The organism is Klebsiella sp. 10982, assembly GCF_048589245.1.
Taxonomy (GTDB): Bacteria; Pseudomonadota; Gammaproteobacteria; order Enterobacterales; family Enterobacteriaceae; genus Klebsiella; species Klebsiella quasivariicola.
This window is the reverse complement of sequence record NZ_JBMAXV010000053.1, coordinates 1-25,392: the sequence shown is the minus strand read 5'-3', so window position 1 is coordinate 25,392 and position 25,392 is coordinate 1. Positions and strand designations below refer to the sequence as shown.

Sequence of the window (25,392 nt, the reverse complement as noted above, 5' to 3'; positions counted from 1 at the left end):
TACATATGTTCCAGGCTGTTTTTATCAGATTGCTCAGCATTCAGGTTCAACATACGTACTTTTACCAGGAATAATCCTAATATCATTGTCAGTGGTCGGCGGTTTCTGAACGCGACAGCTGCCAGCCTTAAGCCAATGATTGATAAGACTTCTCTATTTTTCAGGTCTGGTACCGAAATCGAGGAAATTAATTCGTCTATTTTTAAGATAATTTCTCCCTGATAATTGTAATTTTTCGTAATAGCACGATGAAATCTTTTGGAGAGTGGATTATAGTTAAATCAGCAGGATTACTCAGTTAGTGCCAGGTCAGTTAGTCGTGTTCATCCCACAACGGTGTTTGTTAGTCGTCGTTTAAACCACTCAAAAGGGGATGCGTTATGGACGAATACTCGCCAAAAAGACATGATATAGCACAGCTACGCTTTCTCTGCGAAACGCTGTATCATGACTGTCTTGCAAACCTGGAAGAGAGCAACCATGGGTGGGTTAACGACCCGACATCGGCTGTCAATCTTCAGTTAAATGAATTGATCGAGCACATTGCCACGTTCGCGCTTAATTATAAAATTAAGTATGCCGAGGATAATAAACTGATCGATCAAGTTGACGAATATCTGGACGATACTTTCACATTGTTCAGTAACTACGGCATTAACTCCTCGGATTTGCAGAAGTGGAAAAAATCCGGTAATCGACTATTTCGTTGCTTTGTCAACGCCAGCCGGGAAAACCCGGCCAGTCTTTCGTGTTAGAATTATTACAATCAAAAGGTGGAATTATGTCTGATAAGCCATTAACTAAAACAGACTATTTGATGCGCTTACGCCGTTGCCAGACAATTGACACGCTGGAGCGCGTCATCGAAAAAAATAAATATGAACTGTCTGATAATGAACTGGCGGTATTTTACTCAGCAGCCGATCATCGTCTGGCTGAACTGACGATGAATAAGCTCTACGATAAGATCCCGACGTCGGTCTGGAAATTTATCCGTTAATTGTTGTGCAGAGCGAGGTCTATTGTCGAGGTGACAATCCCCGCATCTGCAGGGTATCTTTGTGATAGTACTCACATCTTTCCTTTTACAGCGAGCCTGTAACCGGTTTCTTTTTTATACTGCTATGGTGATAAAGAATCAGGTATAAGGAAATTCCATGAGTGAAGAAAAACGCAAAATGATCGCTGGTGAGCTCTATTTATCTGGCGACCCTACCCTCTGCGCCGATCGTCTGCGGGCCAGACATCTGCTGCATCGTTATAATCATTCTTCTCCGGATGCACAGCAAGAGCGTCAGTATATTCTGGCCGAATTGTTCGGTCGCGCCGGCGATGCATATATCGAGCCGAGCTTTCGCTGCGATTACGGCTACAATATCTTTCTCGGTTCCCATTTTTACGCCAATTTCGACTGCGTGATGCTGGACGTCTGTCCCATCCACATTGGAGATAACTGTATGCTGGCGCCGGGAGTCCATATTTATACCGCCACCCACCCCTTCGATGCCGATGCTCGTAACAGTGGTCAGGAATACGGTAAGCCCGTCACCATTGGTCATAACGTGTGGATCGGCGGCCGGGCGGTGATTAACCCCGGGGTAACCATTGGCGACAATGCGGTTATCGCCTCCGGCGCGGTCGTCACCAAAGATGTTCCGGCCTTTGCTGTCGTTGGCGGTAATCCGGCGCAGATCATCAAGCGGCTTCCGCAGCCAAATACGTAACTGTTATGCTTTTCTGTAACCGATCTGTTACTTTCACCCCGGAATATTGCAACATAAAATAGCCTTCAGGCTGAGCCTGCTATGCCCGGTCCGCCGGGCGCTCGTTGTTGGCTCATGGCAGAATTCGGGGACCAAGATGACAGAAATACAACGCCTGCTGACTCACACCATTGACGAACTCAACGTTCAGGAAAAACGCGATAATCGCCCGCGTTTTAGTATCAGTTTTATCCGCAACCATCCCGGGCTGTTTGTTGCCATGTATGCCGCGTTTCTGGCGACGCTGGTGGTCATGCTACGCTCTGAAACGCTGGTAGACTCGGTGTGGTTGCTGGTGGTGCTGTTCATCCTGTTCAACGCCTTTTTCTTCTTTGACGTCTATCCTCGCTATCGTTATGAGGATATCGATGTCCTCGATTTTCGCGTGTGCTACAACGGGGAATGGTACAACACCCGCTTTGTCCCCCGACAGCTGATCGATCGCATTCTTCAGTCGCCGGACGTCGATAGCGAGCAGAAGGCGCAGCTCAAAAAAATGGTCGCCACCAAAGGCGAGCTCTCCTTCTACGATGTCTTTACCCTCACCCGCGCCGGTGCTGCGCAATAAGGCGATTTAGCGTCCGTAGCGCCAGGAGATAGCGAGAAGCAGAGGTATTGCCATACCCAAGCACCAGTCCGCTCCGCGCTCGCTGCGGGTCGAGATAGAAATGACTTAACGCGGCAGGCGCCAGTTGAAACTGCCGCGCCTGCTGCGCCAGCATTCGGTCATTGACGCCCTCCATAGCGACCGTCAGATGCATCCCTCCTCCTCCGCCGAGAACCTCACACGGCACGGTGATCTCTTGCGCCAGCGCTTCGCGCAGCTGTTGTTGACGTTTGCGGTACAAACGGCGCATGGCCGCCAGATGGCGCGCATAGTGCCCCTTCTCAATAAACCTGGCCAGCGCGCGCTGTTCGGTACGGTGTCCGCCACGCAGCAGTGCGCCGATTACCGCCTGAGCAGCATCCGCCAGCGCGGACGGCATGACCATGAAGCCAATACGCAGCGCCGGAAAAAGCGTTTTGCTGAAGGTGCCGAGATACACCACCGGAGCGTCAGGGACCATCCCCAACATCGCCGGGATCGGTTCTCCGCTATGGCGAAACTCGCTGTCATAGTCATCTTCCACAATCCATGCCCCGTGCAGGCGGGCATACTCCACCAGCGCCAGACGTCGCGCAGCGCTCATGACGCTCCCGAGGGGATACTGATGAGAGGGAGAGGTGAAGATCAGCCGGGGCGGCTCCGCGACGCTGTCTGCTATTTGCATCCCTTCATCATCGACGGCCATCCCGCTGACCCGCAGCCCCGCCCGCAGGAAGACACTCCTGGCCCCCATATAACCCGGCTCTTCCACCCATACGCTATCGCCCGGGCTGGTCAGCAGTGAAGTACATAAATTAACGCCTTCCAGCGCCCCCTCGGTAATGACAATTTGCCGAATATCACAGCGGATCCCCCGGGAGAGCGCCAGATGGCGAGCGATAGCCTCCCGCAGCAGGGGGTCGCCTGCCGCCTCGCCATAGCCCAGCAGCGCGCTACCCTCGTCGCGTAAGACGTTATCCATCAGCCGCCGCCATAGCGGCAACGGGAAATAGTTCACCGCCGGCATGCCAGGGGTAAACAGCAGCGTCGGAGAGTCGCGGCGCATTGCGGCTGGCAGCCCCTGCAGCCGCTCAGGCAGCACGACGGGCGGCACCTTCATCGACTCTTCGCGGCAGGCGGCGAGCGGTACCACCTGCGTCCCCTGACGGCTCCGCGTCAGATAACCTTCCAGCGCCAGCTGCTCCAGTGCGGCATTGACCGTATTGCGCGACAGCTGCAGATGTCCGGCAATAACCCGCGAGCCGGGCAAACGGCAGCAGGCCGCCAGCGTTCCCTGCAGGATGGCATTGCGCAATGTGTGGTACAGCGCACGCTGCAGAGTTTCATCCTCACGCTGCCGTAACCCCTGCGCCAGCAACGCAAAAAATGCCTCGTCCGGTATATTCATTTCGCCTCCTCGTGGCCCCATAAAAACATACTCTAATGGCTCTTTTTATGGAACCAGCTAGCGCGTACGCTGCCAGCAAATCCCTGATGAGGAAACCGTAATGTGTGAATACAATCAGTTTGGACAGGCGCTCGGCGCCGCACTGCCTGACTGGCAACCGCGCCCCTGGCCGTCACGACAGGTATTGCAGGGTAGCCGCTGCCGCCTGGAACCACTGACCCCCGCCCATGCCAGCGATCTGTTTGCGGCCCACCAGCTGGCGCCTGACGCCCGCAGCTGGACCTGGCTGCTGCGTGAGCCAGAGAGCAGTCTCGCTGAATTTAGTGCCTGGGTAACGCAGGTGGCCACGCTGGCGGATCCGATCCATTTTGCCGTCGTTGACCAACAACACGGGAAAGCGATCGGCTCGCTGGCGTTAATGCGTATCGATGCCGCCCACGGCGTGGTCGAGGTGGGGCATGTGCATTTTTCGCCGTTATTAAGTCGGACCGCCATGGCGACCGAAGCGCACTGGCTGTTGATGCAGTATGTCTTCGACACGCTTGGCTACCGGCGCTATGAATGGAAATGCAACAGTCTTAATATCCCCTCAGCCCGGGCGGCAAGGCGGCTGGGGTTTCAGTACGAAGGACGTTTTCGCCAGGCGCTGGTGAGCAAAGGACACAACCGGGACACGGACTGGTTTTCGGTAATAGACGGCGAATGGCCGCAGCTGGATAACGCCATGCGGCAATGGCTGGCCGTCGACAATTTTACCGCCGACGGCCAGCAGCGCCGTCCCCTGGAGAGTTTCCGTTAACGACGTTTTTTACGCCCCTGTACCGCTTTGAAGCGGGGGTTACTCTTACAGATCACATACAGCCGCCCTTTGCGCTTGACCAGCTGGCAATCAGGGTGGCGCTGTTTGGCGCGGCGTAATGAGTTGACGACCTGCATCATGCTTTCCTTTTGGCATCAATAAAGCCGCTGAAACGCTGGCGGAAACGGGCTGCACTGCCTTCACTGGCGAACGTTTTTTGTTTGCCCGTGTAGTAGGGATGCGATGTCGAGGAGACGTCGATCGTCACATACGGAAATGTTTCGCCATCGAGCTCAATCACGCGATCGGTGCGAATAGTTGATCCGACTTTAAAATACTCATTCGCGCTGGTGTCGTGAAACACCACCGTACGATAGGGAGGATGAATATGGGCTTTCATGATGACCTCTTCATTACGTTATAACATAACAACAAGGTTACGCCGTGCTGTGACAAAGATCAACCCTGCTTAATTTAAGGGTAAGGGTGAAAAGGCGAGTTTCCCCGCCTTTGGCGTTAGGGTGCCAGACGGTGGGCGATGGCGCGGAGCTGTTCCGCGATAGCCTGCAGATCTTTTCCCTCCTCGACTCGGGCACCGCTGGAATGGCGTATCACCAGGCGTGCCGGCAGGATGGATGAGGTATGCGACGCGCCGCTGGTACTGGCGAGGATCCGCCGCACAGCCTCCTTCCCCTGCAGATCGAGATCCAGCGACACCGTACTCAGTGCCGGATAGAAAAACGAGCTTTCGTAGGTATCGTCATAGCCAATAACGGACTTCTCACCCGGCACCGCCACCTGATGCTGATGGAAGGCGCTGAGCACCCCCAGCGCCATCTGATCATTACCTACCAGCACGGCGCTGAAATTGGGCGTTTCGCGCAGCATCTGCAGTGCACCAGCATAGCCGCTTTGCGCATCCCAGTTGCCATGCAGAATAGTCACTGGCTTCAGGCCGTAGCCATCAAGGGTTTCCAGCCAGCTTTTTAGCCGGAGCTTGGCCGACACCGAGCTGTCCGGCCCCGCCAGCAACGCGATCTCCCGATGCCCCATCTCATAGAGATATTTGACGCTGGCCCGGGTACCGTCCGCCGGGTTAAACGAAACGTTAAACACGGAGCTGTAGGGATCGACATCGAGAAAAAGGCAGACGATATCATCATTGTCAGCGGCGATTTTCTGCGCCTGTTCAGTCTCCAGCGGCACGTTGATAATGACCTTGTCCACCCGCTGAGATTTCAGCTCATTGATAGAATCCTGGATACTTTGGTTGACGCTCTCATCGATCATCGAAATCAGTACCTGGTAACCTTCCAGATTGGCATAGCGTTTTACCGCCGCCGCCACCTGGGAAGGCGCATGCCAGGCCAGCGAAATAGTCACCAGACCGACCGTCTGACTCTCCTTTCCCACCAGCTGCTGCGCCAGCCGGTTTGGCACATAGCGTAAGGCCTCTATCGATTTCTCCACCTTGCGACGCGTCGCTTCGGATACATTGGCAGATTTATTGAGTACCCTGGACACGGTCTGGTAAGAGACGCCTGCATGACGGGCAACGTCTTCCAGAGTAGCGCTTTTAGACTTCATGGTCCGGTTCCTTATGTTGTTATCTCATGATTGTAACAGGGGCCATTTGAAAAAACGCTCACCGCCACTTCTCATTGCAAAAAAACATCTATAAAAGTATTACGTTCACAATACAGTGAATTGTGAATCATCTCACCCATCGCAACAAAAACCAGTGTGATTATTTGCAGTTAGTCACACAATAATCATATCTCATTTGCCTCAAGTTACATTTAGGCATTTTATGACATCAGTTATGTGAACGTAATACAAAACAATAAGAGGATAGAGATGAATACGACACTGCGCGCCCTTTCAGTCGCGTTAGCCGCTGCGCTAATCGCCCCTTCCGCATTTGCGGCTTCCGCCGCGATCCCGACGATCGATTTCCATGGCTATATGCGCGCCGGGGTTGGGGTCTCCGGCGATGGTAGCGAAGCGGAATGGCAAAAAAATAAGCTGGGCCGTTTGGGGAACGAGTCGGATACCTATGGCGAGCTGGAGCTGGGCTCTGAGGTCTACAAGAAAGATGACGTCAGCTTCTATCTCGACAGTATGGTCAGCATGGTCTCCGACGGCTCTAACGATAATGAAACCACGCTGAACGATGATGCACAGTTCGGCTTACGTCAGCTGAACCTGCAGATCAAAGGGCTGATCCCGGGCGATCCAAATGCGGTGATCTGGGGGGGTAAACGTTACTACCAGCGCCACGATCTGCATATCATCGATACCAAATACTGGAACATATCCGGCTCCGGGGCCGGGGTGGAAAACTACACCCTCGGCCCGGGCGCCGTCTCGCTGGCCTGGATCCGCGGCGATGCCAACGATGTTGACTATCGCGTCGATGGCGACAGCAACGTCAATATTAACTATATCGATTTACGCTACGCGGGCTGGAAGCCGTGGGCGGGCTCGTGGACCGAATTCGGTATCGACTACGCGATGCCAAACACCACGAAAAAACAGGATAGCTACGGCGGACTGTACGATGCTGACAACGGCGTCATGCTGACCGGTGAAATCAGTCAGGATATGCTGGGCGGCTATAACAAAACCGTGCTGCAGTACGCCAACAAAGGCCTGGCGCAGAACATGGTCTCCCAGGGCGGCGGCTGGTACGATATGTGGAACTACGTGAACGACGCCACCGGTTACCGTGTGATTAACACTGGCTTGATCCCCATTACTGAGAAGTTCTCCATCAACCATGTCCTGACCTGGGGCTCAGCGGATGACATTACCGACTATACCGACAAAACGCGGATGCTGTCGCTGGTCGCGCGCGGACAATATCAGTTCACCGACTATGTGCGCCTGATTGGCGAAGTTGGCGGTTTCTATCAGAAAGACAGCTACAACAATGGCACCAGCTACAAACAGGCGGGTGAGAAATACACCATTGCGCTGGGCCTGGCGGACGGGCCAGACTTTATGTCACGTCCGGAATTACGCATTTTTGCTTCATACTTGAATGATTCCGAGGATGGTAAACCGTTTGAAGACCAGACGGCGAATAATACCTGGAATTTCGGCGTGCAGGTCGAGGCCTGGTGGTAATCGCGCGCGGCTATGACTAATACGTTATTTTTATCTCCTGCTGTAAGACTGTTAATTATCTTCCGGTAAAGTTTATTGCCACTGCTGTCTTTGTCTTATTTTCGGGATAACCTGTTTTCAGGTTATCCCTTTTTATTTATTTCCGGGTAGCAAAATGCTCATCCAGTAATTGACGCAGCGCATCGGACTGTTTACCGAAAATAGCATGCACCTGCTGACCAAGAATAATAACGCCCAGCGCCCCCTGCTGCTGTAATGCGTCCGTATCTACGTCTGCAAGATGACGAACCGTCACGCGCAGACGCGTAATACAGGCATCCACTTGCGTAATATTCGCTTCGCCACCAAAGGCCTGAATAAGCGCCTCAATTTGCTGTTTTTCCGCCTCGCTTAATGGCTGTGCCGGACGCGCAGGAGAGAAATAGTGCAGGAAGGATTTTAAACTCACCATAATAAACTCCAGGTTTAAGATAAAAAAAAGCCTGCTCGTCAGAGCAGGCGTGGAAAAGAAGAAATTACGCGTGACGACGGAGAATACGACAATCCCATGCTGACAGGCTCAGCGGAGCCGACACCGCCGCGTCGGTCAGGCAATCCCAATACCCTTGCGGCAGAGTCAGGGTATGGCTTTGGGCGCTGTAGTTCTGCAGGAAGATAAATGCGTTGTCACCGTCAGTGCGCGCAGTGGCCACCACGCCGGGTGGTAACTCCGTCGCTATCGCCCGCGGCAGGGCCAGCTCCTTGCTCAGGGCGCTAAAGAAATCGCGCTGGAAGGCTAAATCGTTGCGGGAGGCCACATGCCAGGCTTTGCCTTTCCCGAACTCGTTCACCGTCACCGCCGGCCGTCCGGCATAAAAATCATCCCGGTAGGTGGCCAGCGCCTGGGCGCTCTCGGTATGGATCAGTTCGCAGAGATGGCGCACCTGATAAGGGCCCTGCAGACCGCACTGATTCCCGGCAAGCCCCTGCACCAGATTAAACTCGCCGTCATTGAGGCAGTCGATCTCTTCCGCCCAGATCCCCAGCAGATTGCGCAGCGGGCCCGGGAAGCCGCCGAGATAGCAGAGATCGGACTCATTGACGATGCCGGTCCAGTAGGTGGTCACCAGGTGGCCGCCGCTGGCGACAAACGCCTCTGCCCGCCCGGCAAAGCCGTCGCGCACCATATATAACATCGGGGCAATCACTAACTGGTACGGCGTTAAATCAACATCGGCGTCAATCACATCGACGGCGATGCCCTGCTCCCAGAACGGGCGGTAGTGCTCGTTGACCGTCTTCTCATATTCCATCCCAAGATTGCGTGGCCCCTGGGCATCATCCAGCGCCCAGCGGTTCTGCTGGTCGAAGATAATCGCTACTTTCGCCTCGGTGCGACAGCCCCTCACCTCCGGCAGCTTACTGAGGATCTCGCCCAGCTGGCAGACTTCACGGCCAATGCGGGTATCAATGTGCCCAACGTGGTCGACCACCGCGCCGTGAAATTTCTCTACTGACCCGCGACTCTTCCGCCACTGGAAATACTGCACCGAGTCGGCACCATGCGCTACCGCCTGCAGCGAGGAGAGAATATGCATTCCCGGCTTCTTCAGTTTGCTGGTCGGCTGCCAGTTGGTGGCGCCCGGTGTGGACTCCATCAGCACAAACGGCTTACCACCCTTCAGGCTGCGCATCATGTCGTGATACATCGCGGTGTAGCAGGCCAGCGCGGTTTCGTCTTTATCGCGGTGCCACATCGGATAGCTGTCCCAGGAGATGAAATCCAGCGCCTCCGCCAGCTGCCAGTAGTCGTAATCGTAGAAATATTCCATAAAATTGGTGGTCACTGGCAGAGCGGCATTCGCCGCTTTCAGCGGGGCAATTTCATGGCGGCAAAAATCGGTCACCTGAGCGGTGTTAAAACGGCGCCAGTCAAGATTGAGACCGTGGATCGACACCTCGCCCTGCGGCGCAGGCGATTCAATCTGCGACCAGTCGGTATAGGTATGGCTCCAGAAGGTACTCCACCAGGCCTGGTTGAGATCCTCCAGGGTCTGGTAACGCGCCTTCAGCCAGTCGCGAAAACGGTTCTGGCAGAGATCGCAATGGCATTCACCGCCATATTCGTTGGAAATATGCCAACCCAGCACGGCCGGGTGTGAGGAGTAACGTTCTGCGAGCAGGCTATTGATTTTCAGGGTCTTCTCGCGATAGACCGGCGACGACATACAATGATTGTGACGGCCGCCGTGCAGGGCCGGCACCCGATCGCGCCCTACCCGCAGAACCTGCGGATAGCGTTGCGACATCCACGCCGGACGCGCGCCGCTCGGCGTGGCCAGAAAAACATGTATACCGGCGGCATACAGTTTATCCAGAATAGTGTCCAGCCAGGCGAAATCAAATACCCCTTCGCGTGGCTCAAGTTTCGCCCAGCTAAATATTCCCACCGACATCACATTGCATTTTGCCTGCTGCATCATGGCAATGTCTTTATCAATAATATCGGGGTCATTCTCCCATTGCTCCGGATTATAATCCGCGCCATGCAGCAGCGTATTAACCTTCGGATGTAAAGGTGCAAATTTATTCATAATAAACTTCCTGAAAAGAACGACAAAAAATTAATTAAATACTTTTACCGACGGCAATACTTTTCCCTGACAATCAAATAGCGCCTGATTTTCACGTGCATTGCCCTCTTTCCACTCGTCATGGATATATTTCATTCCCGCCGGCGTGGCCCAGGTATTTCCCGGAACGGCAATCCATGTAGGCTCCCAATAGAAAATACCTTTACCGCGCTGGTCAGGCACATCAACCACCGCCTGCATTAAATCGTGAATATAGTTATATTGCCCCTGTACGGTGGCGGGATATCCCCCATCCTTTTCTTCTTTCGCCTGGAAACTATTTTCCGCGTTGTCGCAGTTGGCCAGGGTATAGGCGTAGGCCGCCTCGACGACGATAACGTCTTTGTTATAGCGTTTGCTAATGTCATCCATATTGGCCTTCAGAGCGCTGATCGGGCCATTCCAGTAGGTGTACATCGACAGCCCAATCACGTCATACGGCACATGGCGTTTATCAATCTCATCAAACCACCAGCGGAAGGTATCATTTTTGGTCCCTTCGGCCAGATGCAGCATGATTTTCACCTGCTCGCCGTGGCGCAGGTTCTCCTTCAGGCCATCGATAGCCGCGTTCAGCAGGCCGGCCAGCCGGTCGAATTCTCCGCCACCCTGCCCCCAGCTTTTCCCTTCCGGCCACAGGATGCCGCCGTTGATTTCATTGCCAATCTGCACCATATCCGGCAGCACGCCCGCCTGCTTAAAGCGGGCGATAGTATCGCGGGTATAGTCATGAATCGCCGTTTTCAGCTGCGGGTAATCCATCTTTTCCCAGGCTTTCGGCTTGAACTGCTTGCCGGGATCGGTCCAGAAATCGCTGTAATGAAAATCAAGCAGCAGCTTCATCCCCTGGGCTTTCGCCCGCTTCGCCAGCGCCAGGGTGGTGGCCAGATCATTGTTCCCGCCGCCATAGTCCTCGCCGCTCGCCGATTGCGGATCAACCCACAGACGGAGGCGGACATAGTTGACGCCGTTCTCTTTCAGAATGGCGATCGGATCCTTGCGCTGATTATTCTGGTCGTAAAAGGTCGCCCCGTGTTTTTCCGCATCCAGCAGCGTGGAGATATCCGCGCCTTTGATAAAGTCCGCTGGCATGGCGTGAAACGCGCGGGTTTCAAGCGCGTCCGCGGCCAGTGAAGGAAGGGAAAAACTGCATGCCAGACAAACCGCAAGCCATGCGGGTGTGAATCTTTTCATGTGCTTATCCTTTAGTACTGCCCGAGGTCAGGCCGGAGACGAAGTATTTTTGTAGCGCCAGATAGAGGATCGCCACCGGTACGGCAATCAGCACTGCCCCCGCCGCGTAGGTGGTGTAGCTGGCACCCATTTTTTGCGCCACCAGGTTATACAGACCGATAGGCAGCGTGTATTTATCCGGGGTACGCAGGATGGTGCTGGAGAGGATAAAATCCCCCAGCGGACCAGTGAACGAGAACAGCGCCACCACCGCGAGGATCGGCCTCGACAACGGCATGATGATCTCGATAAAGATGCGAAAGCTGCTGGCGCCGTCCATGCGAGCGGACTCATCCAGGTCTTTGGGGATCGCATCGAGATACCCCTTCATCAGCCAGGTATTCATCGGGATCATCCCGCCGACGTAGATCAGCACCAGCGCCAGATGGCTGTTAATCAGGCCAAGCAGCTGCGACAGGACGAAGATCGCAATCAGTGCAGAAAACTGCGGGATCATCTGCAGCAGCAGGAACAGCATCAGCCCGTTCTGCCGCCCTTTAAAGCGGAAGCGGGAGAAGGCGTAAGCGGTAAAGCTGACGCTAATCAGGGTCAGCACCATGGTCAGGAAGCTGATTTTCATCGAGTTCCAGTACCAGGTGAGGTAATTCACATTGCCATTAAACAGATCGGCATAATGCTGGAACGACACATTTTCCGGAATGATTGAGGTACTGAGCAGGCTATTGCCGGCGTTCAGCGACGCCCCGACCGTCCAGACCAGCGGATAGATAATCACCACCGAGACCAGGATGACCACCAGCCAGGTGAGAGAGAGTCGGATCCACTTTTCGCGTTTAATACTGGGTGATTGAGCCATGTTGCTTCCCTTACGCCATGTCGTCATTTTTGAAGGATTTGGTGGCGCGGAACTGCCACAGCGCCAGGCCGACGACAAAGATCGACAGCAGGATCGTGATGGTCGCCGCGATGGCGTACTGCGACGAGGACATCGTCAGCTTATAGATCCACGACACCAGAATATCCGTCCCGCCGGCGTTAGAGCCCGCCACCGCAGGACCGCCGTTGTTGAACAGGTAAATGATGTTGAAGTTATTAAAGTTGAAGGTGTACTGGGTGATGATGATCGGCGCGATCGCGTACAGCACCAGCGGCAGAGTAATGGTACGCAAGCGGGTAAAGGCGCTGGCGCCGTCCATCGTTGCGGCTTCATACAGATCGTCCGGGATCGCCTGTAACACGCCGGTGGTCATGGCAAACACAAACGGGAAACCAAGCCAGGTCTGCATCATGATCAGCGCCGTTTTAGTCCAGAACGGATCGGTGAGCCATGCCTTAGGACTGATGCCGAAGAAGGACAGGATCGCGTTGTTGATGACCCCGAAGGAGTCGTTGAACATCCCGGCAAAGACGAGGATGGTGACAAACCCCGGCACCGCCCACGGCAAAATAAAGATGGTGCGGATCAACGGCTTAAAGCGCAGATCTTTTTGGTTGACCAGAATGGCCAACAGCACGCCCACCGTACACTGCAGGGTGGTCGCCAGCAGTGTCCACACCACCGTCCACTGCAGCACATCCAGGAAAGTGGAGCGCCAGATGGAGAGGGTAAAAATATTGACGAAGTTTTTCAGCCCCACCCAGTCAACCAGCTTCGCTGGCGGCGTGTGGTAGAGGTTGTAGTTGGTGAAAGCGATGGCGAAACCAAACAGAATCGGAAAGATCACCACAAAGACCAGCAAAATAAAGCCCGGGGTGATCATCAGGTATGGAAAGCCGTCGCTCAGCAGCATCTGGTACTGCTTACGCACGCTGTTGAGGGCGATCCCCTCATCACGTTTTTTACCGTTGAGCCACGCATCACGCAGCGAGAGAAAATAGATCAGCACGCCAAAGGCGACGATCAGTACGCTGATAATCCCCTCGGCTAACAGGAAGATAGAGTTATCCCGCGGTACCTCCTCGCCCAGGGTATATAGCCCCCACAGCCCCTCGCGCAGGAAATCATAAAAAATACCCAGAAAGCTGCTCAGCAGCACCAGGAAGACCAGCCCTTTCAGCCACTGGCGATGATAAAACTGACCGAAACCCGGCACGATTGCCAGCAGCAGGCCGCACCACGCATGCCGCCCGGGCCCGCGCGCGTCGCTAAAATTTTCGCTGGAATGGATGCTCACACTCGACTCCTTCTACAAACGGGAGGTCCCCCTCCCGCTCTGTGACTTCACGTGACGGTGAATTACTGATTGCTGGCCTGCATTGCTTCGATCTGCATCTTGATCTGTTTCACCGCGTTATCGAGCGCGGCCTGCGGCGCCTGCTTGCCGGTAAGGCTCAGTTCAAGCGCGGCGTTGGCCGGCCCCCACACTTCGCCCATCTCCGGAATGCCCGGCATGGCCATTGCCCGCGCCGACTGTACGGCGACAGCGCTCGCCTTTTCGTCGTTTTTAATCACCGGATCGTCAATCATCGCCTTCAGCGGCGGAATTTCACCGGTTGCGATGTAGCGGGCTTTCACATACTGCGGCTGGTTGATGAACTCGATAAACTGTTGCGCCAGCGCTTTGTCTTTACTCCAGGTCGATACCACATAGCCCTTCACGCCGAGGAAGGAGCTCATTGGCTTGCCGTCCGGCAGAGTTGGTAGCGGCACCACGCCATAGTTGATGCCTGCGGCTTCATACGGCTGGAAGGCCCAGGGACCGTTGATTACCGCCGCCGCTTTTTTCTCGGTAAACAGCGAATCGATGGCATTCAGCCCGTTATCGCCGAGGATCCCCGCCGGGAAGGCCTGCTCGGCATAGAATTTTTTCAGGAAGGTAACGGCTTCCACTGCGCCGGGGGTATTGAGGCCCACCTGCTGCGGATTAAAGCCGCCGCTGTCGTTTTTAGCGAAGATATAGCCGCCCATCGGGCCAATGGCTCCCCAGCTGTAGTAGATCTGATCAAACTTGGCCAGCAGACCGTATTTGTTCTGTTCGCGCTGGGTCTTCGAGTAGTCGAGCCAGGCCTGCAGGCTGTCCAGCGGCTTGTCGATCAGGTCCTTGTTGTAAATAAGCACCAGGGTTTCCACCGCCTTCGGGATCCCGTACAGCGCGTTGTCCATGCGGAAGGCATTGATGGAGGCTGGCGTAAAGGCATCCTGTTTCGCCTGATCGACATTGAGCGGTGAGAGAAGTCCCTGAACCACGGCACCGCCGAGCTGGTCATTCGGGATCACCAGCACGTCCGGCCCGATACCCGCCGGCCCGTCAAGGCGCAGCTTTTCCAGCTGCTGGGCATAAGGCATCTCCTGCAGATTGACCTTCACGTTGTACTGCTTCTCAAAATCACTGACCGCGGTTTTAATACCCGCGGATTTCTTAATGTCTTCCCAGACGTTGAGCTGGCCGGCGGCATGCGCCTGCAGGCTGGTGAGTTGCCCCGCCGCCAGGGTGGTAAGGATTAGTGCAGCAAGCGTGTTCTTTTTCATTATCAACCTCATGTGAAGGTATAACAATTTAATGGTTTTTATGTGACTTACGTCTGTCAGTTAGAAAAATAAATCATTTCAAACTGCCGTGTTACATGGAAAACATGTTCTGATTCGCTTTTGTTATACGCTACGCTTTGATCGTTGATAAAACTACCATAAGCTGCCAGTTGTGTGATCATCCTTGCAGAAATGAAACGTCCCTGTATGGCGCAAAATCCGCGGAAGTTATAGTCGGGCCATGACTTTACTGCTGTTGAACATCGTCACACCGATTTGTTACACGTAATACAAATCACACTCAACATAGTGACAAACCAACGGCAAATAACAGCTACTCACTCCGGGGAATGTGGATGTCCAATATACGACTGAGGAATGTCACCAAAAGGTTCGGCAGCACGGTGACGCTGCACCAGGTCAATCTCGATATTGAAGATGGCGAGTTTGCGGTCTTCGTCGGCCCTTCCGGCTGTGGAAAATCGACGCTGCTGCGCATGATTGCCGGACTGGAAGAGGTCAGCGAAGGAGAAGTGCTGATCGGCGATGAGGTGATGAATGATGTGGTGCCCGCCCGCCGTGGCGTGGCAATGGTCTTCCAGTCCTATGCGCTCTATCCGCATATGACCGTGGCGGAGAATATGGGCTACGGGCTGAAGGTGAATAAGGTGCCGAAGGAGGAGATCCGCCGCCAGGTGGAAATGGTGGCCAAAACCCTGCAGCTCTCGCACCTGCTGGACCGTAAACCGAAGCAGCTCTCCGGCGGCCAGCGGCAGCGCGTGGCCATTGGCCGCGCGATCGTGCGTAATCCCCGGGTGTTTATGTTCGATGAGCCGCTCTCTAACCTTGATGCGGAGCTGCGCGTCGATATGCGCCTGCATATTGCCCGCCTGCACCAGGAGCTGAAAACCACCATGGTGTATGTCACGCACGATCAGGTGGAAGCGATGACCCTGGCCGATAAAATCGTGGTCATGAACTACGGAAAGGTAGAACAAATGGGTTCGCCGATGGCGCTATATTACAATCCGGTCAACAAATTCGTCGCCGGCTTTATCGGCTCGCCAAAGATGAACTTTTTGCCGGCCGTCGTCAGCGACTGGCAGCCGGAACGCCTAACGGTCACCCTCGCGCAGGACCATCAGCTGACCCTGAACATCGCCACCCAACCGCTGAAGCCCGGCGCCGCGGTAACGTTGGGGATCCGGCCAGAACACCTCACTCCGGAAGTTACTACCGGTACGGTGGTGGAGTTTCAGTGTGAAGTGGTGGAGCGTCTGGGTAACAATACTTACCTGTTTGGTCAGTGCTACGGCCACGATAACGTCAAGGTTTTGCTGCCCGGCGACGTCCATTTCCGCCCGTGGCAGAAGATTAATCTGGCCTTCGACGACCGCTTCTGCATGGTGTTTGATGAGAACGATCTGCGCATCAGCGCCGACATCACGGCTCCGGATGCGCACTAGCTAACATATTGCTGTCATCTGCGCAGCGTATGCTGTGACTGAATGCCGGAATACACCCTGCCCGGCATTCACACCCTCATTTTTATTCTGCTGCATCGGAATCATCCTTCTCTCCCGGCATCGCAGGCACTTGTGATGCCGGCTTTTTTCCCTGAGCGGCATTCTTTCTCCCGCTGCGCCCGGTTTATCTTTCGCATATACTGATGGCAACCCGCGAGATAAAAAGGATACAGGCATGAGGACCCGGCATCTGGTAGCGCTGTTTACAGGGGTGCTGATACTGGCCATCATCCTGCCCATCTCCTTCAGCATCTGGCAGGCAGCGCGGCAGGCCAAAATGCAGTTCTATCGTGAACTGGATGATTATTCCAACCGTATCGTCGTTCGGACGCTGCAGGTCGCTGACCAGGCCCGGGAAGCGCTGCGAGAGGCCGACGCACACACCGCCGCCTCCTGTAGCCCTGAACATCTGCTTACGCTCCGCCGCATTGCCTACACTCACCGCTATATCCAGGAAGTGCTCTGGCTACGCGATTCCGTACCACAATGCTCCTCCCTGGAAGACCATAGCGTCGCGGTCACCTTTCCACCGCCGGACCACATTGCCCCCGACGGCTATCGCACCTGGCTGACCTCAATTAACGATCTTGGCCTCGATCATCAGATGACGGCCATGGGCAGCCAACAGCATATGGTGATGATCGATCCCATCTCCTTTATCGATGTGGTTCCCGCCAGCGAAGAGAAGATCCATACCATGCTGTTTGGTTTGGACCACATGAAAATGGTGATCAGCAGTCAACCGCTGCCGGCGAAAGTCTGGCAACGTATAAAAGATCCACATGTGGATATGCTCACGCTGGATAACACGGTCTACCGGATCCAGCGCATTCCCGAGCTGGGCTCTGGCATCGTGACCTGGTCTTCCACCCTACCGCTGCAGCAGCGCATTCGACAGCAGCTGATCTTCTGGCTCCCTGCCGGCATCTTCACCAGCCTGCTCGCCACCTGGCTGCTGCTGCGCCTGCTCAGGCACCTGCGTTCACCACGCAACAGTATGCTGGACGCACTCAACTCCGAAGCGATTCAGGTTTACTATCAGCCGATAATCTCGTTGCAGGACGGGAAAATTGCCGGCGCAGAAGCGTTGGCCCGCTGGCAGCAACCCGATGGCACCTTTTTATCGCCAGATATTTTTATTCCTCTGGCCGAACAGACTGGGCTTATCACGCAGCTGACGGAAGATATCGTCAGGAAAATTTTTACCGACCTGGGGCCCTGGCTGCAGCAGCGCCCGGAAATACATATCTCCATCAACCTGTCGGTGGATGATTTACGCTCGCCCACCCTGCCGACGTTGTTACACGATCAGCTGCAGCACTGGGGGATCGCCGCCGAACAGATCATCCTTGAGATCACCGAGCGCGGGTTTGTCAACCCGGAGAGCACCCTGCCGGTGATCGCGCACTACCGTCAGGCCGGCCACCGCATTTCGATTGATGACTTTGGCACCGGCTACTCCAGCCTGAGCTATCTGCAGGAGCTGGACGTCGACACGCTGAAAATCGATAAATCCTTTGTCGATACCCTCGAATACCGGCCGCTGACGCCGCATATTATTGAAATGGCCAAAGCGCTCAATCTGGCCACCGTTGCCGAAGGGGTGGAAACGGAAAGCCAGCGCGACTGGCTGCGCCAGCACGGCGTCCAGTACGCCCAGGGATGGCTGTACAGCAAAGCACTGCCAAAAGAGCAGTTTATTCTGTGGGCGGAAAATAACCTCCAAGTGCAGTAAGCAACAGGAGCAATAAGCAGAAGCCAGCGGGTGTAGCCACTTCGCCGCCCGTGCCTGGGCGCTACTTCAGATAGGATTTAATGACCTGCATCACCGTCTCCAGATCCGCTTCACGCTGTGTCTCTTCAGGCTCTTTCACCACATGGTCGGTCAGATGCCCCTGAATAACCTGCAGCATCATACCGTTGACCGCGCCACGGATCGCCGCCAGCTGCTGTAGCACCTCAGCGCACTCATGCTCGCGATTGAGCATTTTCTCTAACGCGGTACTCTGCCCCTGAATCTTTTTCAGTCGGGTCAGTAACATTTTTTTGTGTCGAACTGTATGTGACATTGCACGATCCACCGTTTCATTCTGTCCGTGATTACCGACCTTCATCATCAGTAACGCCTGCCAGCATAGCATGATCCCTTTTGTCAGCCGCTTTTTCTACTGGGGGGTAGTATTTTACTACTGGGGGGGAGTAGGATAAAGGCACTTTTGGCAAGGATCCCGATATGAACGATTTCACTTCCCTTCTGCAGCAGGGCAATGCCTGGCTGTTTATTCCCAGCGCGATACTGCTCGGTGCCCTGCACGGCCTTGAACCGGGCCATTCAAAAACCATGATGGCCGCCTTTATCGTGGCGGTACGAGGAACGTTAAAACAGGCGATACTGCTGGGGCTTGCGGCGACGGTTTCGCATACGGCGGTCGTCTGGCTGATCGCTATGGCCGGCCTGTGGTTTGGCCGCGGCTGGAACGCACAGACCTCTGAACCGTGGTTTCAGCTGATCTCGGGGATAGCGATTGTACTGATTGCCTGCTGGATGCTCTGGCGCACCTGGCGCGAATCGCAGCCCCATACGCACTCTCATCATCCGCACGCTCATGAACATGAACATGAACATCATCACCATAAACATGACCATCACCATGCGCCTTCATCCGCCGCGCCGCTGGTGGCGGAAGAGTGGCAGGACGCACATCAGCGGGCTCATGCGCAGGAGATCAATCGACGCTTTGATGGCCGCCAGGTGACGACCGGGCAGATCGTACTGTTTGGCCTGACTGGCGGGCTGATCCCCTGCCCGGCGTCCATTACCGTGCTGCTTATCTGTTTACAGCTGAAGAAATTCTCGCTGGGCGCCACGCTGGTGCTGGGCTTTAGCGTCGGTCTGGCGCTGACGCTGGTCGCTTCCGGGGCCATCGCCGCCCTGAGCCTGAAACATGCCACCCGCCGCTGGCCGTGGCTTAACGACCTCTCGCGCAAGGCGCCCTGGATCTCAGGCTTACTGATCATCGTGGTGGGGATTTACATGATGCTTCATGGCCTGAGCGGCCTGTAAGCGATGAAAGGCCCTCTCCGTGATGAAGAGGGCGAGTCATTAATTCAGGAGACGGTTTGCTGGGGAGTGCTGACCGCTTTGCGAGTGACGGGTCGGCTAAACCACGGCAGGCACAGCTGGATCAGCGGGCCAATCGCCAACGCGTAAATCACCGTGCCGACGCCAAACTTGCCCCCCAGCAGCCAGCCAATCACCAGCACAGAGAGCTCGATCGCCGTCCGGATACCGCGCAGTGACCAACCAGTGCGAGCGTGCAGGCCAGTCATTAAGCCATCGCGCGGCCCGGGGCCAAAGCCCGCGCCAATATACATCCCGGTAGCGATAGCGTTCAGCACAATCGCCACCACCAGCAGTGTACTGCGGGCTACCAGCGACTCCAGCGGCGGCAGGACGGCCAGCGTGGCGTCCGCCGCCAGTCCCAGCACGATAACGTTACTCACCGTGCCGAGCCCTGGCATCTGGCGGATTGGGATCCACAGTAGCAGCACCGCCGCGCCGGTGAGAATAATCACCGTACCGAAACTGATCCCCAGCTGTTTTGCCACCCCGAGATGGAAAACATCCCACGGATCGGCGCCAAGATTGGCATGCACGAAGAGCGCCGTGGACACGCCGTAAAGCACCAGACCAATATATAACTGCAGCAGGCGACGAAGCATATTTTTTCCTCAACATCATTGCGAATGCCTTCATCATCAGCAAAAATGGACTGATAATTAATGGCCAGTTTTGGAAAAGTGGATCGCTATGTCAGCCCGACGCTTTGGAACCCAATCCCTGGTACGCCTGCTCGGCAACTGGCAGGAGTCCAGCTCACGCACGCCGCTATGGCGCCAGCTGGCGGAAGCGCTCCGCCTGCTGATCCTTGATGGTCGCCTGACGCTGCAAACGCGCCTGCCCGGCGAGCGCGAGCTGGCGACGGCCCTGAACGTCAGCCGGACCACCATCGCCAGCGCGCTCGGCCAGTTGCGGGAGGAGGGTTTTCTCTACAGCCGTCAGGGGAGCGGGTCACGCATTGTTTTGCCGGAACGCCCCGCCGATCTTCCTCTGCCTACCGGCATCTCATCTACGCTTAATCTCTCTACCGCCGCGCTCAGCGCCGGGCCGGAAGTCCATCAGGCCTTCCAGCATGCCATGACCCTGCTCCCGTCCTATCTGACGCAAACTGGCTACGATCAACATGGATTGCCAGTGCTGCGGGAGGCCATTGCCCGGCACTATAGCGAACGCGGTCTACCGACGCGGCCCGATGAGGTGATGGTCGTCAACGGCGCCCTTAGCGCCTTCGCATTGATCCTGCGCCTGTTTACCGGCCCGGGTGACCGGGTGGTCATTGACGCTCCAACCTATCCCATGGCGATTAGCGCGATTCAGGGTGCCTCCTGCCGCCCGATCGGCGTCGCGCTCCCGCAGCAGGGATGGGACTGTGATGGATTGGCGGCGACTATTGCGCAGACCGCGCCGCGTCTGGCATGGCTGATGCCGGATTTTCACAATCCCACCGGGCGCTGTATGGATGCCCCCACCCGCCAGCGGGTCGCGGATATCGCCGCCAGGACGCGAACAACGCTGGTAATCGATGAGACCATGGCCGACCTTTGGTACAACGCGCCCCCGCCCCCGCCGCTGGCCTGCTTTAATCCCGATGCCGCGGTGATCACCATTGGTTCGGCCGGGAAAAGTTTCTGGGGAGGACTGCGCATCGGCTGGATCCGCGCCAGTGCGCGAACCATCGCCTCGCTTATTCAGGCCCGTGATTCCCTGGATTTAGGTACACCGCTGCTGGAGCAGCTGGCCTGCAGCTGGTTGCTGGACAATGCCGCAACGTTGCTGCCGCCGCGTCGGGAGATGCTGAAGGCGCGCCGGGACATGTGCGAAACGCTGATGGCGGAATATTTTCCCCGCTGGCGATTTGCGGCGCCGGAAGGTGGGCTCTCTTTTTGGGTGGAACTCCCTGACATGCTGGCCACCCTGTTCTCTGCGCGCGCGGAAAGCCAGGGGATCCATATCGGTACCGGTACGCGATTTGGTCTGGAGGGGGCGTTCGATCGCTATTTACGGCTGCCGTTTACGCTGCCGGATGAAGCATTGCGCCAGGCCTTCTCCACGCTACAACCGCTGTGGCAAAGCCTTGCAGAGCAGAAGGAAAATACGCGTCTGCGGAAAATAATATAACAAAATATCGACGGGCTGGGTTCAGCCCGTCAAATGACCGTCATCCATGAGGTATATGAGATGTTTTTATAAAATTGCCGGGATATCCTGCCCTCTGGTTATGGCAACCCGATGATAGAAATAAGGCAATTTCATTAATGCTGGCGCGGAATAGGAAACCCTTTCAGGGAAATAATAAAGCCATCTTCATCTTTTTTAATTTTAGCGCCGGTGTCACACCAGTCGGAGGCAATGCGAAAGAACTCATCACTACCGATATTCCAGTTCAGGCGAACATGTTTTACGTATCCTGAGCGCAACATATCGCAGGCTTCGCTATAGTTGCTGGCTGTAGAGAGTTGTTGTTTCATTTTTTCTTCTTCAGAAGTTTTCTTAATGCTTTGATTTCTTTAGGGGTTAATGGCGTCGCTTCCTCTTCGGTATGCTGGCTGTCAATGTCTTCTTCCGTTACCCCCGCCTCAGCTGCTGACGCCTCCAGCTGAAAAGCCAGCTGCAACAGCTTTTCCGTTGCCGTACCCAGGTTCTCGTTATTCACTTCCGCATAATGACGCAGCTTCTCTTTTAACTCGGCGTCAATTTTTACATTCAAAACCACTGTGGTCATAGCTACGCTTCCCGTGCAATAAAATCATCATAATTAATACACGAAGTTAACATGCTGATCCAGAGATATATTTTATAGCATGGATCGGCCAACAAATTCCCATCAATAAGATGCACCTTATTTATGACACAGACATGACATTAATATTTCAGTAGTATTTCAGATTTATGACAAGTCAATATTATGGAATAAAAAGGTAGTTTTTTAACAACTAAAAATAATATGTGATCTGTACCAGAAATTAATTACAGCAGGCGTAAAGACCGGATAAACATAAGGGAAATAACAGGCAGGCTGAAATGGGTGGGGGCCCTGCCAGCTACATCCCGGCACACACGTCGTCTGCTCTGGCTGCTTCCTTCCGGACCTGACCTGGTAAACAGAGTAGCGTTGCGGGAGAACCAACAGAGCCCCCATTGAGAGCGTTGGTTACCCAACGCGCTGGCGCATTATCCCTGCTGACCTGGTGAATTGCAAGCGCACGCCGACTGCCTGCTGGTTTATTGTGCAATAACGCGAATAAAACCAACAACTCACAGTTAACCGGTGAGATTGCGAGCGCGCCCTCAGCTTAAAGACGTGATATCCACCATACTTAGCCACCTTACCTCTTCTTTTATAATCAGCACATTGTCTCTACGGTACTCGAATGACTGACTCATCACCCCAGACCATTACTTTGCCTTTACCCGCTATTGAAGGGATGACCATCGCCTATCAGGGCGTGAACTATCTGCGCCCGGGAAAAATGCTCGACTTCGCAACCCTCAGCCAGGCGCCGGTAAGGGCGGTCACGCCGCTGTCGCTGCTCTATTCCACCGTCGGCGTGCTGCGCCAGGTCGAACTGCGCAAGCTGCCGGTCTATATCAGCGGTCGGGTGGTGTATCCCATCTCATCGCTGGCCATGCCGGGCCTGCGCGCGAAGCTCATCATTAACGCCGCCTCGCAGCGCCTGAAATTTCTTGAGAGTTTGATCGCCAGTTCACCGTCTGACAATGTCCATGGCATGCAGATCCTCGGCCTAGCCCTGACGTTCACCGTCGAGCAGCCCGCCTGACCCTTGCCGACTGTACAGCCTGCGGCTCAGCGCTTATGCTGGCGTTTTGCCGGTAACAGGACAGAACATGGATCAGCACGACACATTTCCCCAACGCGTCTGGCACATCGTGGCGTCGATACCGGAAGGATACGTCACGACCTACGGCGATGTCGCCCGCCTGGCCGGTTCACCGCGCGCAGCGCGTCAGGTGGGTGGCGTACTGAGGCGCCTGCCGGAAGGGTCTACCCTTCCCTGGCATCGCGTCGTCAATCGCCATGGCGATATCTCCCTCACCGGGCCCGACCTGCAGCGGCAGCGTCAGGCCTTGCTGGCTGAAGGGGTTCAGGTTTCCGGCAGCGGCCATATCGATCTCCAGCGCTATCGCTGGGTTTACTGAAGACAAAAAAAAGCCCCCTTCCGGGGGCTCAGCGAGCTTATTGCGCGACAGGAACGGCGGTCTGCTGGACCGGAACCAGCGTCAGGTCGGCATGAGTGCCCCCCTGATTTATCACCGACTGCACGGTATCGGTAATAAACATCAGCTGGCCGTTAACGGTGATCGCGGCACTCAGCAGAATACGGGCGTTCGGTTGCACGTCTGCCGGGTTGTAAGGCAGCGCAAAGTTAAATGGCGCCTGTTTGCCTTCAGTACGCACCGCTTTTTGCGACAACACGCGGGCTGGCGCATCTGCCAGAGAAGCATCCGACAGGGTCACCGTCAGTACCGCATCCGGCGGTAAAGCGATTCTCTGGCGGATATTAATCGTCCCCGTGACGCTTGGCTGCTGCTGCGCTACGCTCAGCGTCGCGATGCCGTAAGGGTCGGGCGCGGCTGCCTGAGTCGAAGAATTGGTCGAGTGGTGATTAGCACAGGCGGTCAGCGTCGCGGCAACGGCTAAGGCACTAAACATATAGGCAAATTTCATGATGTTCTCCTTATCATCCCTTAATACCCAGGAGGATGTTCCGCCGCTTCGCCGGCAGGAACTTTCGTGTCGTCAATAAGCGTGGCACAGATCTCAGATTTGTTCCTGTTAACCGGGCGTTATTCAGATTATTACACCCATCGGACCACTTGCGATTCCAGGTTATACTTGGCCACATTACGCGCACTGCGCCGCCATTGTTAATTGAGGATAAGTATGAGTCAGGCACTCTCTAACCTGCTGGCATTATTAGATCTGGAAAAAATTGAGGAAGGGTTGTTTCGCGGGCAGAGCGAAGACCTGGGATTGCGTCAGGTTTTTGGCGGCCAGGTAGTCGGTCAGGCGCTGTATGCGGCAAAAGAGACGGTGCCCGTTGAACGGCTGGTGCATTCGTTTCACAGCTACTTTCTGCGCCCGGGTGATAGCCAGAAGCCGATCGTCTACGATGTGGAGGTGCTGCGCGACGGCAACAGTTTTAGCGCCCGTCGGGTCGCCGCTATCCAGAACGGGAAGCCGATCTTCTATATGACCGCCTCCTTCCAGGCGCCAGAGAATGGCTATGAGCATCAGAAAGCGATGCCGACCACCCCCTCACCTGACGGTCTGCCTTCAGAAACCGACATCGCTCGCAAGCTGGCGCATCTCCTGCCGCCGCAGGTGAAAGACAAATTCCTCTGCGATAAACCGCTGGAGATCCGTCCGGTGGAGTTTCATAACCCGATGAAAGGCCATATTGCCGAACCGGTGCGCCAGGTCTGGCTGCGCGCCAACGGCGCCGTTCCCGACGATCTGCGCATTCATCAGTATCTGCTGGGCTATGCTTCGGACTTTAACTTTCTGCCGGTGGCGCTGCAGCCGCACGGCGTCGGTTTCCTCGAGCCCGGCATGCAGGTCGCCACTATCGACCATTCGATGTGGTTCCACCGGCCGTTTAATATTAATGAATGGCTGCTGTACAGTGTCGAAAGCACTTCAGCCTCCAGCGCCCGTGGCTTCGTACGCGGCGAGTTCTACACCCAGGATGGAACACTGGTTGCCTCAACGGTCCAGGAAGGGGTGATGCGCAACCGCAACGCATAAAAAAAGCCTCCCGGACGG

The 25,392-nt window shown here is 55.3% G+C and carries 28 protein-coding genes, 1 other RNA gene and 1 pseudogene; 13 read left to right on the top strand and 17 right to left on the bottom strand.

What is annotated here, in order from left to right; translation table 11 throughout:
• Positions 1-380: 380 nt before the first annotated feature.
• The 3 genes from tomB (at position 381) to maa (ending at position 1,724) form a co-directional block, all read left to right on the top strand.
• Positions 381-755 (top strand): Hha toxicity modulator TomB, encoded by a 375-nt coding sequence (tomB, locus tag ACKLKD_RS25025; RefSeq protein ID WP_025710692.1) that lies wholly within the window; start codon positions 381-383, stop codon positions 753-755.
• A gap of 26 nt (positions 756-781) precedes the next feature.
• Positions 782-1,000 carry an HHA domain-containing protein gene (locus tag ACKLKD_RS25020; protein WP_002892050.1) on the top strand — a complete coding sequence of 73 codons (219 nt, stop codon included), beginning with the start codon at positions 782-784 and terminating at the stop codon, positions 998-1,000.
• Positions 1,001-1,157: 157 nt separating this feature from the next.
• The gene (gene maa / locus ACKLKD_RS25015; protein ID WP_080924891.1) at positions 1,158-1,724 is read left to right on the top strand and encodes a maltose O-acetyltransferase; all 567 of its coding nucleotides are present in this window, start codon (positions 1,158-1,160) and stop codon (positions 1,722-1,724) included.
• On the opposite strand, the pseudogene ACKLKD_RS25010 reads toward maa, so the two are convergent.
• Positions 1,696-1,824: pseudogene (locus tag ACKLKD_RS25010) on the bottom strand (hypothetical protein); the annotation flags it as partial. The gene maa and the pseudogene ACKLKD_RS25010 sit on opposite strands and share 29 nt — an antisense overlap.
• Before the next feature lie 36 nt (positions 1,825-1,860).
• Here ACKLKD_RS25010 and ACKLKD_RS25005 point away from each other — a divergent pair.
• Positions 1,861-2,331: a YlaC family protein gene (locus ACKLKD_RS25005; protein ID WP_025710690.1), complete on the top strand. Its 471-nt coding sequence runs from the start codon at positions 1,861-1,863 to the stop codon at positions 2,329-2,331.
• On the opposite strand, the gene ACKLKD_RS25000 is transcribed toward ACKLKD_RS25005, so the two are convergent.
• Complete coding sequence (locus tag ACKLKD_RS25000; protein ID WP_087806137.1) at positions 2,306-3,757, bottom strand: PLP-dependent aminotransferase family protein; 1,452 nt, start codon at positions 3,755-3,757, stop codon at positions 2,306-2,308. The two genes, ACKLKD_RS25005 and ACKLKD_RS25000, sit on opposite strands and share 26 nt — an antisense overlap.
• Positions 3,758-3,857: 100 nt before the next feature.
• Between ACKLKD_RS25000 and ACKLKD_RS24995 the strand changes: the two genes are divergently transcribed.
• Complete coding sequence (locus tag ACKLKD_RS24995; RefSeq protein ID WP_025710688.1) at positions 3,858-4,556, top strand: GNAT family N-acetyltransferase; 699 nt, start codon at positions 3,858-3,860, stop codon at positions 4,554-4,556.
• On the opposite strand, the gene ykgO is transcribed toward ACKLKD_RS24995, so the two are convergent.
• From ykgO to ACKLKD_RS24980, 3 genes are all read right to left on the bottom strand, one after another.
• Positions 4,553-4,693: a type B 50S ribosomal protein L36 gene (ykgO, locus tag ACKLKD_RS24990; protein ID WP_025710687.1), complete on the bottom strand. Its 141-nt coding sequence runs from the start codon at positions 4,691-4,693 to the stop codon at positions 4,553-4,555. The two genes, ACKLKD_RS24995 and ykgO, sit on opposite strands and share 4 nt — an antisense overlap.
• Positions 4,693-4,956: a type B 50S ribosomal protein L31 gene (locus ACKLKD_RS24985; RefSeq protein WP_087806139.1), complete on the bottom strand. Its 264-nt coding sequence runs from the start codon at positions 4,954-4,956 to the stop codon at positions 4,693-4,695. The genes ykgO and ACKLKD_RS24985 overlap by 1 nt, the downstream gene beginning before the upstream one ends.
• Positions 4,957-5,072: 116 nt before the next feature.
• The gene (locus ACKLKD_RS24980; RefSeq protein WP_025710685.1) at positions 5,073-6,143 is read right to left on the bottom strand and encodes a LacI family DNA-binding transcriptional regulator; all 1,071 of its coding nucleotides are present in this window, start codon (positions 6,141-6,143) and stop codon (positions 5,073-5,075) included.
• A gap of 270 nt (positions 6,144-6,413) precedes the next feature.
• Between ACKLKD_RS24980 and ACKLKD_RS24975 the strand changes: the two genes are divergently transcribed.
• The gene (locus tag ACKLKD_RS24975; RefSeq protein WP_025710684.1) at positions 6,414-7,685 is read left to right on the top strand and encodes a maltoporin; all 1,272 of its coding nucleotides are present in this window, start codon (positions 6,414-6,416) and stop codon (positions 7,683-7,685) included.
• A 136-nt stretch (positions 7,686-7,821) separates the two neighbouring features.
• Here ACKLKD_RS24975 and ACKLKD_RS24970 read toward each other — a convergent pair whose 3' ends face one another.
• The 6 genes from ACKLKD_RS24970 to ACKLKD_RS24945 form a co-directional block, all read right to left on the bottom strand.
• Positions 7,822-8,136 (bottom strand): glucose PTS transporter subunit EIIB, encoded by a 315-nt coding sequence (locus ACKLKD_RS24970; RefSeq protein ID WP_025710683.1) that lies wholly within the window; start codon positions 8,134-8,136, stop codon positions 7,822-7,824.
• A 64-nt stretch (positions 8,137-8,200) separates the two neighbouring features.
• The gene (locus ACKLKD_RS24965) at positions 8,201-10,258 is read right to left on the bottom strand and encodes a beta-galactosidase (RefSeq protein ID WP_025710682.1); all 2,058 of its coding nucleotides are present in this window, start codon (positions 10,256-10,258) and stop codon (positions 8,201-8,203) included.
• A gap of 30 nt (positions 10,259-10,288) precedes the next feature.
• A complete protein-coding gene (locus ACKLKD_RS24960; protein WP_025710681.1) occupies positions 10,289-11,491 on the bottom strand; it encodes a glycoside hydrolase family 53 protein in 1,203 nt (400 codons plus the stop codon).
• Positions 11,492-11,495: 4 nt separating this feature from the next.
• Positions 11,496-12,347 (bottom strand): sugar ABC transporter permease, encoded by an 852-nt coding sequence (locus ACKLKD_RS24955; protein WP_000079398.1) that lies wholly within the window; start codon positions 12,345-12,347, stop codon positions 11,496-11,498.
• 10 nt (positions 12,348-12,357) lie between these two features.
• A complete protein-coding gene (locus tag ACKLKD_RS24950) occupies positions 12,358-13,665 on the bottom strand; it encodes a carbohydrate ABC transporter permease (RefSeq protein WP_008805425.1) in 1,308 nt (435 codons plus the stop codon).
• A gap of 62 nt (positions 13,666-13,727) precedes the next feature.
• Positions 13,728-14,960: a maltodextrin ABC transporter substrate-binding protein gene (locus ACKLKD_RS24945; protein WP_025710680.1), complete on the bottom strand. Its 1,233-nt coding sequence runs from the start codon at positions 14,958-14,960 to the stop codon at positions 13,728-13,730.
• 356 nt (positions 14,961-15,316) lie between these two features.
• Between ACKLKD_RS24945 and ACKLKD_RS24940 the strand changes: the two genes are divergently transcribed.
• Complete coding sequence (locus ACKLKD_RS24940; protein ID WP_042929008.1) at positions 15,317-16,426, top strand: ABC transporter ATP-binding protein; 1,110 nt, start codon at positions 15,317-15,319, stop codon at positions 16,424-16,426.
• 235 nt (positions 16,427-16,661) lie between these two features.
• Positions 16,662-18,221, top strand: a complete 1,560-nt coding sequence (locus ACKLKD_RS24935) for an EAL domain-containing protein (RefSeq protein WP_025710678.1) — start codon at positions 16,662-16,664, stop codon at positions 18,219-18,221.
• A gap of 61 nt (positions 18,222-18,282) precedes the next feature.
• On the opposite strand, the gene ACKLKD_RS24930 is transcribed toward ACKLKD_RS24935, so the two are convergent.
• Positions 18,283-18,555 carry a metal/formaldehyde-sensitive transcriptional repressor gene (locus ACKLKD_RS24930; protein WP_025710677.1) on the bottom strand — a complete coding sequence of 91 codons (273 nt, stop codon included), beginning with the start codon at positions 18,553-18,555 and terminating at the stop codon, positions 18,283-18,285.
• A 164-nt stretch (positions 18,556-18,719) separates the two neighbouring features.
• On the opposite strand from ACKLKD_RS24930, the gene ACKLKD_RS24925 reads away from it, so the two are divergent.
• Complete coding sequence (locus ACKLKD_RS24925; RefSeq protein ID WP_025710676.1) at positions 18,720-19,550, top strand: nickel/cobalt efflux protein RcnA; 831 nt, start codon at positions 18,720-18,722, stop codon at positions 19,548-19,550.
• 44 nt (positions 19,551-19,594) lie between these two features.
• Here the strand turns inward: ACKLKD_RS24925 and ACKLKD_RS24920 are convergent, their stop codons facing one another.
• Positions 19,595-20,209: a YczE/YyaS/YitT family protein gene (locus tag ACKLKD_RS24920; protein ID WP_025710675.1), complete on the bottom strand. Its 615-nt coding sequence runs from the start codon at positions 20,207-20,209 to the stop codon at positions 19,595-19,597.
• Positions 20,210-20,297: 88 nt separating this feature from the next.
• Between ACKLKD_RS24920 and ACKLKD_RS24915 the strand changes: the two genes are divergently transcribed.
• Positions 20,298-21,725: a PLP-dependent aminotransferase family protein gene (locus ACKLKD_RS24915; RefSeq protein WP_080896999.1), complete on the top strand. Its 1,428-nt coding sequence runs from the start codon at positions 20,298-20,300 to the stop codon at positions 21,723-21,725.
• Between the two features lie 134 nt (positions 21,726-21,859).
• Here the strand turns inward: ACKLKD_RS24915 and ACKLKD_RS24910 are convergent, their stop codons facing one another.
• From ACKLKD_RS24910 to ffs, 3 genes are all read right to left on the bottom strand, one after another.
• The gene (locus ACKLKD_RS24910; protein WP_004129860.1) at positions 21,860-22,075 is read right to left on the bottom strand and encodes a hypothetical protein; all 216 of its coding nucleotides are present in this window, start codon (positions 22,073-22,075) and stop codon (positions 21,860-21,862) included.
• Positions 22,072-22,329, bottom strand: a complete 258-nt coding sequence (locus ACKLKD_RS24905; RefSeq protein WP_025710673.1) for a hypothetical protein — start codon at positions 22,327-22,329, stop codon at positions 22,072-22,074. The genes ACKLKD_RS24910 and ACKLKD_RS24905 overlap by 4 nt, the downstream gene beginning before the upstream one ends.
• A 310-nt stretch (positions 22,330-22,639) precedes the next feature.
• Positions 22,640-22,736: signal recognition particle sRNA small type (gene ffs / locus ACKLKD_RS24900), an RNA gene on the bottom strand.
• 242 nt (positions 22,737-22,978) lie between these two features.
• Between ffs and ACKLKD_RS24895 the strand changes: the two genes are divergently transcribed.
• The gene (locus tag ACKLKD_RS24895; RefSeq protein ID WP_080897000.1) at positions 22,979-23,386 is read left to right on the top strand and encodes a dTDP-glucose pyrophosphorylase; all 408 of its coding nucleotides are present in this window, start codon (positions 22,979-22,981) and stop codon (positions 23,384-23,386) included.
• A gap of 67 nt (positions 23,387-23,453) precedes the next feature.
• Positions 23,454-23,765, top strand: coding sequence for an MGMT family protein (locus tag ACKLKD_RS24890; protein WP_025710671.1), 312 nt, complete (start codon positions 23,454-23,456; stop codon positions 23,763-23,765).
• 37 nt (positions 23,766-23,802) lie between these two features.
• Here the strand turns inward: ACKLKD_RS24890 and ACKLKD_RS24885 are convergent, their stop codons facing one another.
• Positions 23,803-24,294, bottom strand: a complete 492-nt coding sequence (locus tag ACKLKD_RS24885; protein WP_025710670.1) for a YbaY family lipoprotein — start codon at positions 24,292-24,294, stop codon at positions 23,803-23,805.
• Positions 24,295-24,510: 216 nt separating this feature from the next.
• On the opposite strand from ACKLKD_RS24885, the gene tesB reads away from it, so the two are divergent.
• Entirely contained in the window at positions 24,511-25,374 is an 864-nt protein-coding gene (gene tesB / locus ACKLKD_RS24880) for an acyl-CoA thioesterase II (protein WP_080897001.1), read from the top strand.
• Positions 25,375-25,392: the final 18 nt, after the last annotated feature.

Bases quoted from the DNA above. Each gene is read 5' to 3' on its own strand.
- tesB (WP_080897001.1), top strand. From the start codon at position 24,511: ATGAGTCAGGCACTCTCTAACCTGCTGGCATTATTAGATCTGGAAAAA.
- ACKLKD_RS25020 (WP_002892050.1), top strand. From the start codon at position 782: ATGTCTGATAAGCCATTAACTAAAACAGACTATTTGATGCGCTTACGC.
- ACKLKD_RS24970 (WP_025710683.1), bottom strand. From the start codon at position 8,136: ATGGTGAGTTTAAAATCCTTCCTGCACTATTTCTCTCCTGCGCGTCCG.
- ykgO (WP_025710687.1), bottom strand. From the start codon at position 4,693: ATGCAGGTCGTCAACTCATTACGCCGCGCCAAACAGCGCCACCCTGAT.
- ACKLKD_RS24955 (WP_000079398.1), bottom strand. From the start codon at position 12,347: ATGGCTCAATCACCCAGTATTAAACGCGAAAAGTGGATCCGACTCTCT.
- ACKLKD_RS24945 (WP_025710680.1), bottom strand. From the start codon at position 14,960: ATGAAAAAGAACACGCTTGCTGCACTAATCCTTACCACCCTGGCGGCG.
- ACKLKD_RS24890 (WP_025710671.1), top strand. From the start codon at position 23,454: ATGGATCAGCACGACACATTTCCCCAACGCGTCTGGCACATCGTGGCG.
- ACKLKD_RS24925 (WP_025710676.1), top strand. From the start codon at position 18,720: ATGAACGATTTCACTTCCCTTCTGCAGCAGGGCAATGCCTGGCTGTTT.
- ACKLKD_RS24935 (WP_025710678.1), top strand. From the start codon at position 16,662: ATGAGGACCCGGCATCTGGTAGCGCTGTTTACAGGGGTGCTGATACTG.
- ACKLKD_RS24960 (WP_025710681.1), bottom strand. From the start codon at position 11,491: ATGAAAAGATTCACACCCGCATGGCTTGCGGTTTGTCTGGCATGCAGT.
- ACKLKD_RS25005 (WP_025710690.1), top strand. From the start codon at position 1,861: ATGACAGAAATACAACGCCTGCTGACTCACACCATTGACGAACTCAAC.
- ACKLKD_RS24985 (WP_087806139.1), bottom strand. From the start codon at position 4,956: ATGAAAGCCCATATTCATCCTCCCTATCGTACGGTGGTGTTTCACGAC.
- ACKLKD_RS24940 (WP_042929008.1), top strand. From the start codon at position 15,317: ATGTCCAATATACGACTGAGGAATGTCACCAAAAGGTTCGGCAGCACG.
- ACKLKD_RS24965 (WP_025710682.1), bottom strand. From the start codon at position 10,258: ATGAATAAATTTGCACCTTTACATCCGAAGGTTAATACGCTGCTGCAT.
- maa (WP_080924891.1), top strand. From the start codon at position 1,158: ATGAGTGAAGAAAAACGCAAAATGATCGCTGGTGAGCTCTATTTATCT.
- ACKLKD_RS24895 (WP_080897000.1), top strand. From the start codon at position 22,979: ATGACTGACTCATCACCCCAGACCATTACTTTGCCTTTACCCGCTATT.
- ACKLKD_RS24920 (WP_025710675.1), bottom strand. From the start codon at position 20,209: ATGCTTCGTCGCCTGCTGCAGTTATATATTGGTCTGGTGCTTTACGGC.
- ACKLKD_RS24930 (WP_025710677.1), bottom strand. From the start codon at position 18,555: ATGTCACATACAGTTCGACACAAAAAAATGTTACTGACCCGACTGAAA.
- ACKLKD_RS24995 (WP_025710688.1), top strand. From the start codon at position 3,858: ATGTGTGAATACAATCAGTTTGGACAGGCGCTCGGCGCCGCACTGCCT.
- ACKLKD_RS24910 (WP_004129860.1), bottom strand. From the start codon at position 22,075: ATGAAACAACAACTCTCTACAGCCAGCAACTATAGCGAAGCCTGCGAT.
- ACKLKD_RS24905 (WP_025710673.1), bottom strand. From the start codon at position 22,329: ATGACCACAGTGGTTTTGAATGTAAAAATTGACGCCGAGTTAAAAGAG.
- ACKLKD_RS24915 (WP_080896999.1), top strand. From the start codon at position 20,298: ATGTCAGCCCGACGCTTTGGAACCCAATCCCTGGTACGCCTGCTCGGC.
- ACKLKD_RS24885 (WP_025710670.1), bottom strand. From the start codon at position 24,294: ATGAAATTTGCCTATATGTTTAGTGCCTTAGCCGTTGCCGCGACGCTG.
- ACKLKD_RS24975 (WP_025710684.1), top strand. From the start codon at position 6,414: ATGAATACGACACTGCGCGCCCTTTCAGTCGCGTTAGCCGCTGCGCTA.
- ACKLKD_RS24980 (WP_025710685.1), bottom strand. From the start codon at position 6,143: ATGAAGTCTAAAAGCGCTACTCTGGAAGACGTTGCCCGTCATGCAGGC.
- tomB (WP_025710692.1), top strand. From the start codon at position 381: ATGGACGAATACTCGCCAAAAAGACATGATATAGCACAGCTACGCTTT.
- ACKLKD_RS25000 (WP_087806137.1), bottom strand. From the start codon at position 3,757: ATGAATATACCGGACGAGGCATTTTTTGCGTTGCTGGCGCAGGGGTTA.